Origin of the sequence: Bifidobacterium pongonis (assembly GCF_019331805.1) — a bacterium.
Classification (GTDB): domain Bacteria; phylum Actinomycetota; class Actinomycetes; order Actinomycetales; family Bifidobacteriaceae; genus Bifidobacterium; species Bifidobacterium pongonis.
This window is the reverse complement of record NZ_JAHBBE010000006.1, coordinates 66,132-76,126: the sequence shown is the minus strand read 5'-3', so window position 1 is coordinate 76,126 and position 9,995 is coordinate 66,132. Positions and strand designations below refer to the sequence as shown.

Sequence of the window (9,995 nt, the reverse complement as noted above, 5' to 3'; positions counted from 1 at the left end):
CGCGAACGAATGGTCGAACCGCCGCTACCTGGACATGTCCCGGCTCGATGACAACCTCGTGGAAGCGAACTGATCATCGCGCCATGGACGGCCATGATCCAAAGTGCGCAACTTTTCGGGCACTACCGACGAGAATCAACAGACTATCTTGTGCACCTGCAAGCGGCCTGGCAACGAGGACATCAGGATAGTTTTGCCCAGTGGCGAAAACCGCTCCGTCGACACCAAGCGCAGTATATTGGGTCAGCCATTTCGCGATGGCAATACTGGTGTCGTATCGTGTTTCGCCGCTCAGACGAATCGGGGTAATTCCAGTGGTGTCGGCGATTTGCTGTTCGATTTGTCTATTGACAGCTTGAGCTCCGCCTGCAATGACGATATGGCTGAAATACTGTCCTTGAGTGCGGCAATCTGCTTGGCATTATCTGCATTATTGGATACTAGGAAGATGGGGGAACTGCTCCGATACGTGTAGGCCGACATGGACAAGGCGTCGGCGTAGTTGTCTGCTGTGGTAACGATGGCTGTATTGCTCCACATGAAATCAAATTTGGAGTCACTTCGGTACAGGGCCAGAGCCGTTTCTACACGAGTTGCACCGTACACTCGCAGTACATTGTCGCAATTGGACTTTAGAGAGCGTTCTGCATTAGCGGATACAGCATTTGAGCCGCCGACGATGATGATCTTACTAGGCTGAATCTTTTTGACTTGTTGCAGAGCTTGCGGAGAAAGTCCCTTCTTTGCGGTAAAGAGAATGGGAACACCTAATGCACATGCAGCAATTGTTCCTCTGCCTGTGCGGCGGGGCCTGCTAAACCACAGGATAAAACGACTGCCGCAGATATCAATGCGGTCATGATTCTGCGTTTCATTTCTTCTGTTTCCTTTCGTTGTTGCATATTGTTGGAGAGGGTTGTCTGACAAGGATTAGAAACCCTTGTCAGACAACCCTCTCCAACAATGTCGGCTATGCCATCATTGTGCGTGTTTGAGTCCGAGGCTGTCGGCTATGGCGTTTGCTGTGGCTTGGCTGACGGCGTTGGCGCCGCCGACCACGTACGCGTTGTCGACCTTGCCCCTGTACTCCGCGGAGAACGGGACCGCGGGGCTGTGGGCGTCCTCGACCAGGAGGGTCGCCGCCTTGGCCTTGCCGGCGAGAGGGCCGGCCGCCAGGGCGTCGGGGAAGTTCGCGCCGGTCGCGTACACGACGCCGTTCATACCCAGGCCGTGCCCCGTCGTCCACCTGGCGATCCGCTCGCTCGTCTCGTAACGGGTCGCGCCAGACAAGCGCGTCAGCTGCGCCCCGGTTATGGATTGGGCTTTCGTCGCCACTCGTTCGGACACGGCGTTGATGCCGCCGACTACGACGATCCGAGAGAACTGTCCAGTCGAGAGTGCGATTTGCTGGCTGTTGGTTAGAGCGTTCGAATCGACTAGGAACACGGGAGCCTTCGCCGCGTAGGCGTAGGAGCTGATACTCAGCGCGTCGGCGAAGTTGCTGGCCGTAGCCAGTATGGCAGTGGAGCCCCAGCCAGATCCCTTCCGATACAGGCTCAGGGACGTGTCCACGCGCGTCGCGCCGGCCACCCGTTCCACATGGGGGCAGATGTCTTCCAACTCGTCCATCACGCCGTCCGACACGGCCGCACGGCCGCCAGCGACGATGATCCTGGACGGGGCGAGATCGGTTAGACGCGTGAATGCCTGGAAGGACAGCGTTTTCCCATCAGTCAGCACGATGGGAGCATCCAACATGCCGGCCAAGCCGGAAGCTGCCAAGGCATCGGGATAGTTGCCGCCCGAAGCGACGATCACAGTGCCCCCGGACTTCCATCCACCGGTACCGACGATCTCCTCCATGGTGTCGTAGCGGGTCGCACCGGCCAAGCGTCTCAATGCGGCGGGTTCCTTCGCCCAATGCGCGTGGAGGGTCACATCGCTTGTTACGGTTTGGTTGAAGTCATACTTCGTGCCGCTGTTCTTGGCCGTGTACCAGCCCTGGAACGTGTACCCCATGCGGGCCGGATTCGCGGGTTCGGTGACTCGCGAACCGTATTTCACCTTCTGTGCGGCTACGGAGGAACCGCCGTTCGAATCGAACGTCACCGTGTAGGTCCTGATGGTCCAGTGCGCGTACACAGTCGTATTCGCTGCCCCCATGGTTGTGGACGAGCTGACCTGGCTTCCGTTATCCTTGGCTGTGTACCAGCCTTGGAATATGTAGCCAGTGCGCGTGGCTGTGGGCAGACCGCCGTACTGGCTGCCGTACTGCACTGTCCTGGACGATTCGGAAGTCTCACCGCTGTTGCCGTCGAAAGTGAGTATGTACGAGTTCACCGACCAGTGAGCGTACAGGGTGATGCCACTCGTCACTGTCTGGCTGAAATCGTACTTCGTGCCGCCGTTCTTGGCTGTGTACCAGCCCTGAAACGTATAGCCGGTGCGGGTCGGGTTCGTCGGCTGCGTGGCCTTGGAACCGTACCTCACCGATTGGGAAGTGACCGTGGATCCGCCGTTTGAGTCGAACGCCACCGTGGCATATGCGGTATGTCCTGCCTGGAACTGAATGGTTTTGCTTACGTCGTCGTTCGATACGTCGTAATTCAAGCCATAGGCCTTGATTGTCATCGAATGCGCTTCAACAGCAGTTAACGTGGAGAAATCGACGTCAACGGTTATTGATGCATTGCCGTTGTAGCTGTCGTTACCTCGGGCAGAACGATTTTGCCCTGCGACGTTCACTGATGCGCTTGATACAGGACCGGTTGCCGTCATACGGATGGTTGCCTTGCCTGAAATGATGGCGTTGGCCAGGTTATGCCAACTGGATCCGCCATCGGCTGAATACTGTGCGGAAACAGCGGGTTTCTCTTGATCCTCCGTCATTGACGCATAAGCGTTGACAAGACCAGCGCCGCGGTATTCCAATCCCTCTGTTGGCGCTTCCAAGTTGCCGTACAGTTCCTTGGCATGCTTTTTAAGCAACTGCGTAATCTGCGAAGCGGAATAATTTGGATGCACCGACTTGAGCAGTGATGCCACACCTGCTACATGGGGAGATGCCATGGAAGTGCCGCTCATATACGCATAGTTGGTTCCATATGTTGAATAGACATTGCTTCCAGGAGCCGCCACATCGATAGAGCTGCTGCCGTAATTCGAATAATCGGCACGGCTCAATGGGGCCACGGAGTATGTGCCCCGTTTTTGCACTGCGGATACGGCAAGCACTCCGTCAAGCATAGCCGGAACGATGTATCCCTTGTTACTAGCAAGAGAAAGCCCCGAACCTCCAAGACCCTGGCTTTGCTGATTCGCCAAGCCGGTCAGCGGGTTGAACGTATTTTCGTTGTTGCTGGCATCGATGGCTTGCCCGATGACCTCACGCGGCTGGCGCTTTTCGATTTGCCTGCGCATCCGATCCAAGGATGTGTCCTCGTGCAGATTATCAAGGTCGAGACCTGCATTCATTGCTGAGGCAACGTTGACTACGTTGTTTTTGGCTGCGTAGTTCACGGCTCGTTGCAAAACGGTGTCATGCGCCTTGTCAACTGCATACTTACCTGGATAATCGGGTGACAGGCTGCCGATGCTGGCATTGGTGACATCCATTCCCACCTTGGCCGCCCATACGTATCCGCAGACCTCCTGTTCGAGGTAGGTGCGGTCGTGCTTAAGCACACGTATGGCTGCCAATGTCGTATTCGGGTTTACGCCATCGACGCCGCTGCCATTGTGGGATGCTGCGATGGTGCCTGAAACGTGAGTGCCGTGCATGTCGTCGTAGTCACCCGCGGTAGGCCACCATACAGGACGTCCCGTCGAGGAGTCGGTTCCCTGCTGCGGGATTCCATTCACCGTGCAATCAACGGAATAGGTGCTGCTCACCTGCCCCTGCAGATCGGGATTATCATCCTCGATGCCGGAATCGATTACGCCGGTCAGAGTCGGCTTATACGCGACATTGGTCCGCTGCGCCTTATCTGCACCAATGGCGGTAATGCCCCATGCATCATAAATGTTGGTGTTCGGATCCGAAGAGTCTTTCTGTGGTTTGCGGATCGCGTTTCCCGACTTCCATTTTGTGGTTGTCGCGATGTCGGAAGATGTGGTATTCCCATAGCGAATTTCCTCTTCGCGGAGTTTATCGCGTGTATATGCCACCGTGTCCACAGCAATGCCATTTGCTGCGGCCCAGCGCGCGAAGTTGGAAGCGAATGTCTTGGTATGTGCTTGTACAAAGAACACACCGATTTCTGGATATGACATCAGCTTGTAGGCATGCAACGCTTCGGCTCCGGTGACGGCCTTGTCCAGCACGTCGGTTGCCGTGCCTTCTTTGAGGCTGACGACGTAATTGGTAACTGTTTCATCGGAATCCGCTATCGAATGGCTTTCCTCCACTGTCGGCGCAGCTGAGCCGACAGTGATGTCGAACCACGTTGTCTTTGCCGTATTGGACTTCAATGTCAAGGTAACGCGCTTGGTGCCGTTGGAATTCATGTTCGGCTGAGAAAGCGTGTACTCGCTCCTTGGTAGTTGCACAGTATCGCCATTGTTCTGTATCGCAGATACCACAAGTCCTGTCGTATCGAGCGTTTCGCCTGTCTTATACGAGGCTTTTTTCGGTGGGGTCTGTACAGAGATGGAGCTGTAGCGTATTGGGCTATACCACGCATATAGAGTTATGGTACCGCTTGTCAGCAGATTCTTCACCGGAGCGCAGTAATCATACCCCGTGCCGGTGCCGTCGGCCTTGGTGTTCCAGCCCGTGATCATTTTGCCGGCCGGCGCCTTGAATGTCGAGCGGTTCAGTCTCTCGTTCTTGTCATATGTCAACGTCTGCGAGGGCATGGTGCCGGTACCGCCGTTGGCGTTGAATTGCACTGTGTACTTGTTTGCCTTCCACTGCGCATATAAGGTGATGCTGTAGCCGTACTTGTCGTAAATGTTTTTCACCTGTTGCTCATCGGAATAGCTGGTGCCGGATCCATCTTTCTTGGTATTCCAACCGATGAACGTGTATCCAAGATCCATGCAGGTGTTGCCCGCAAGTTTTTCATACTCGTCGTATTTGATGTTTTGCGAGTTGACGATTCCGATGCCTGAGTCATTTGGAAGATTGGGATAAAACATCACAGTGTAGGTCGCATGTTCCCACTGCGCATACAGTGTGATTTTTCCATTCGAGGGAACATCGGAATTTTCGAGCCAATCGCCATATGCGTTGTACCGCTTGCCGGAACCATCGGCCTTGGTGTTCCACGATTCCAGATTGTAATGGACTCGGGTGAACTTGGTAGACCGGAAAATCTGGTAAGAGCCATCCGTGGTGACCGTCTGTGGCGACATGGATCCGATACCGCCGTTGGGGTTGAACGTTATCGTTGCGATATTATCATCCGTCACATGGATAGTACGGTTTCCCGTTGCCTCATTGCCGGCTGCGTCCTTCACCGTGTAGGTGAGTTGATAATCACCTGTTTTCGAAATATCGAAGTTGCCGGAGACCTTGATATTTCGTGTCACGTCGCCATCGTTATTGTCAATGGCGTTTATGCCATACATGGTATCGAACGATGTGTCGTTTATTCTGGCAGCGACGGTGTCCAACCCCTGAAGAGACGGGGCAGTGGTGTCAGAAGCCACTATTTTCGCGCGAATCCTCTGATTCGGGAAGCCAACGATGCTTGTGCTATCGATATAAAACACATCGCTTAGATGAAGGCCGGATTGGCCTTTGTCGATGATTGCGTCGAGTTGATCCTTATTCCAATCCACGTTTTCCACGACAGTGCTGCCGTCGCTCAAATGGATTTTTACCTCGTTGGGAAGGACCGGATAGCATGCGGAATAATTGCATTTCACCGTAACAGCATCAATGGTTTTCACTTTGGCGGTAGTCCATTGCGCATACAAGGTGATTATTTGGTTCGCGGCAGTGATGTTCAATTCCGCGTAAGACGTGTTTTCCTTATAAGCTGTACCAGTGCCGTCTCGTTTGGTGTTCCAACCTGTGAACACCCTGCCGTTGTAATTGAATTCGTTCGATTTCAGCGTAGCGGTATTGACGCTTGGGTCGGATGCAACTTTTTGGTCAGGCATGGTTCCTGTGCCGCCATTGGCGTCATAACGAATGGTGTAAGGATACGAATCCCATAATGCATATAGCCAGACATCCTCTGTTACCGGAGCGCTGAAATCGTACAATGGCGAGTCATCACTATTGCCTGTGGCCCATCCCCTGAATATGAATCCCGGACGAACTGGATCGGTTGGCTTGGTAGCGGAATCGCCATCAGCGACCCGCTGATCATCGAAATATTCAGGTGTTGCGTTATACGCTCGGAAATGCACGGTATGAGTGGTTTTCCACTGTGCGTATAAATATATGCTTCCATACTCGTCTGCGGTGAGGTTCTTTACCGATTGTCCCGCTTGATATGAAGTTCCCGAGCCATCATATTCGGTGTTCCAAGATGTGAAAGTTCCATTGATGCTGCTTATTCCCACATCTGCTGGATTTGGCAGATTTTGCGCCTGATCATAGGTGAAGCTCCGACTGCTACCTCCACCTGAGCCAGTGCCGCCAGAGTAGAAATACACGGTATAGGTATTTGGCGTCCATTGCGCATATAGGTCAACCACTTCACCGGCGTTCGCGATGTTATAGATGGGATTGTAGTCGGAGTACTGCGTTCCCGAACCATCTTTTTTCGTGTTCCATCCGCTGAACTGATATCCCGTGCGAGTGAACCTATTCCCATACAATGGGATGGTTGAATCCATATCGAATTTCTGATCGTCCATGGATCCATTGCCGCCATTTGCATGGTATTTCACTGTGTATGTAGAACCGACATATTGCTTGAGGGCATCGCTTACGGATTGTGTAGTGCCCCTGTCGCTGTGATTACCGGTGTATCCGATTTCCAGAACGACGATGGTTGCGCCTTCCCAACGGCCGCTAGTCACCTGCGCCGACGCCATGCCGGCGGTATCCGCCAGATTGCTCACTTCGGTGAGGTAATGTCCGTACCCTTGCCTGCTGCTGCCGGCAGGAGCGGATAGTTCGCTATACCAAGATTGAATTGGATTATGATTGCTTTGTCCCGTTTCAGGGTATCCGATGAACAAGGCTTCAGGGCCAAACCAATATGTTCCGTTTTGATAGTTTGGACTCTCTCCAAGATTATATTTCGAAGTCCATGATGGTGCGCCTACATACATGTCGTCATGGCTAATTGGTTGACTGTGATTCACAGAGGCTCGTTCGGCCAAGGCATCGGCGCGCTTCTGAGCCCAACTCATCAAATCCCAGTTCACGTTAAGTTCGGGAACAGGAGAGCCGTCAGCCGCATCTTCCGCAACCTGGCCTGAACGCATGTTTGCACTGTTGTCGGCATTCTGCGCTTCAATGATTTGTTGCGCAGTCAAGGCGGTACGTCTGGATTGGCGTAGTTTGTTGAGCTCGCTCATATACTTCAATGAAGCAATAATATTGCTATTTTGCGTCGCGCTATCTGCCATGGCGATATGATTCGTAGTCATGCCCACTGCGATGCACATGGACAATGTGCAGAATACGGCCCACATCTTCTTTGATGCTGCCAATAGACTTGACGACATAGACGTCTCTCCTCGGTAATTCTTCTCATCTTGGTGCGGGAATGTTCCCGCAAGTGGCTTTAATTGTATCGCCGCACACATAAAAAATGGGGGTAAGCAGTAATCGCTTTCCCCCATTGAAGGCCTACTCAGCAATAATCAATCGCAGGAGCTCACGCTGAGCTTGTCGATTCGCATAGCGGAGTCATTGAGAAGACCGGCGAAATTCACCGTTCCTGGATTGCGCACTGAGAAGTAGCATGAATTCTCATCGCTGGTGAACGCGAGTTGCTCGAAATTCTTCAGATTGCTGGTATCAGGAATAATGCGCATGGTGGCGATGATTTTGAAGTCACCGTCATTGAAGAGATGCAAAGGCAAAGCGAAATGCACCTTGTTATGGCCTGTCTTGTTGACCTTGAATGAGACGCCACAATCATACGGAACGCCGCCGCGCTTGACGTCCAATACCGACATGGGGATGTAGAACTCGATGTCCTTGCTGTCGCGCAGATCATATTCGACGTCGAATTCGAATGTATCCTTGCAAGTGAGCATCTGTTCGGAAACCGGCAGAATGCGGAATGTGGGAACGCGCTCGCTGAGACCAAGCGGGTATTCGCCTTCCTCTTCCTCGTTTTTTTCCTTTTCCGCGTTCCTTCGCTCCACCTTAAGGTTCTCCAAGGTATAGCGATCGGCGACATCGTTCTTGTCGCCACTTGCGATGATCTCGCCATCCTTGATGAGAATGGCCTTGTTGCAGTATTTCTTCACCGCGTCCATGGAATGGGTGACAAGGATGACGGTCTTGGTCGGATCTTTCTTGATTTCTGCGAAGAAGTTGTCGCATTTACGCTGGAATGCCTCGTCTCCGACGGCAAGCACCTCATCGAGCACCAGAATGTCTCCCTGCGCTTTGATGGCCACGGAGAAAGCAAGACGTACCTGCATGCCAGACGAGTAGTTCTTGAGCTTCTGATCCATGAAGTCCTCAAGCTCGGCGAACTCCACGATGTCATCATACATCGCGTCAATCTGCGTACGAGTGAATCCAAGCAGAGCGCCATTCAAGTACACATTCTCACGGCCAGTCAGTTCCGGATTGAAACCGACGCCGAGCTCAATGAACGGCACCAGTTTGCCTTTAACCGTCACGGACCCCTGCTCCGGGGTGTAGATCTGCGAGATGATCTTCAACAGTGTGGACTTGCCGGAACCGTTACGCCCGACAATGCCGAAGAAGTCACCCTGACGCACCTCGAAATTGATGTCGCGCAGCACATGCTGCTCGGTATAGCCTTTGATGCCCTTCGTCCAGTTCAGGAAGGCCATCTTCAGACCGGTGGCCTGCTCGGTGGGCAGTCGGAACATCTTGGCTACATGATCAACCTTGAGCACTACGGGGCGCTCGTCGACGTTCTTCTCTTCAGTCATTGCAACCTCAGTCATGAATTAGAGCACCTCCGCGAACTTGGAACTGTACTTGCGGAACACGTGAATGCCCAGCCACAGAATGAGAGCAGACAGCACATATGGCAGCAGGCAGAGCAGCTTGTTGTCGACCATGGACCACACGGTCGGTACGTATTCGGGGGAAAGCAGATTGTGGCGGATATCCATAATCGCCTGAGTGGAGGGGTTCAGCATCAGGAGCTTGGCAGCCCAGGAGAACTCCGGGTTATTGGCGACCATGGAAATGGGGTAGATGATAGGTGTCGCATAGAACATTGCTTGCAGCACGACTTCCCAGATATGCGCCACGTCACGAAAATAGACGAACAGAGAAGCGAGCAGCAATGCTACGCCCAAGCCGAGGCAGTACAACTGCAGAATACTGAAGGGAACCAACAGCACGCGCCAAGTGTAATGGGCGTGGGCGAAGAAACCGAACAAGATAACCACCAGCAGATTGATACCGAGAGAAATCATGGAACCCATGGTGGTGGAAGCGACGATGATGTAGTTCGGGAAGTGAACTTTACGAAGCAAGTCGCCGCGTCCGACGATGGACTGCATACCCATGCTGGTGGACTCGGAGAAGAAGCTCCACAGGCAGGTGCCGCACAGCAACGAAATGGGGAATGTCGGAGTGCCGTCGGAGAACTTCAGGAACTTCACGAACACCACGTACATTACGGCGAATAGCATCAACGGTTTCAGTACGGACCATACCATGCCCAGGAAGGATCCCTGATACCGTAGCTGGAAATCGGTTTTTACCAGTTCCTTGAATACCACCATCGCATAGTGGTATCGCTTCTTTATACCGTCAAAAAAGTTCTTCACAAACGTCCTATCCTACTAGTCAGCGTTTCGATGGGCCGTATGGCTGACTCATCTTCAACATTCTTTCTAATCCTAGACAAAGGGTGAGATGGCGTAGC

General features: G+C 53.1%; 5 protein-coding genes. All 5 read right to left on the bottom strand.

Annotation, left to right across the window (positions count from 1 at the left end; genetic code table 11):
- Nucleotides 1-73 precede the first annotated feature (73 nt).
- The 5 genes from KIH75_RS10350 to KIH75_RS02865 all read right to left on the bottom strand — a co-directional run bounded on the left by KIH75_RS10350 (nt 74) and on the right by KIH75_RS02865 (nt 9,897).
- A complete protein-coding gene (locus KIH75_RS10350; protein ID WP_420829166.1) occupies nt 74-247 on the bottom strand; it encodes a cell wall-binding repeat-containing protein in 174 nt (57 codons plus the stop codon).
- 44 nt (nt 248-291) lie between these two features.
- A complete protein-coding gene (locus KIH75_RS02880; protein ID WP_219055309.1) occupies nt 292-927 on the bottom strand; it encodes a cell wall-binding repeat-containing protein in 636 nt (211 codons plus the stop codon).
- A 51-nt stretch (nt 928-978) separates the two neighbouring features.
- Nucleotides 979-7,554: an InlB B-repeat-containing protein gene (locus KIH75_RS02875; protein ID WP_219055308.1), complete on the bottom strand. Its 6,576-nt coding sequence runs from the start codon at nt 7,552-7,554 to the stop codon at nt 979-981.
- Nucleotides 7,555-7,770: 216 nt separating this feature from the next.
- Nucleotides 7,771-9,060 (bottom strand): ABC transporter ATP-binding protein, encoded by a 1,290-nt coding sequence (locus KIH75_RS02870; RefSeq protein ID WP_219055307.1) that lies wholly within the window; start codon nt 9,058-9,060, stop codon nt 7,771-7,773.
- Nucleotides 9,061-9,063: 3 nt separating this feature from the next.
- Nucleotides 9,064-9,897, bottom strand: coding sequence for an ABC transporter permease (locus KIH75_RS02865; RefSeq protein WP_219055306.1), 834 nt, complete (start codon nt 9,895-9,897; stop codon nt 9,064-9,066).
- Nucleotides 9,898-9,995: the final 98 nt, after the last annotated feature.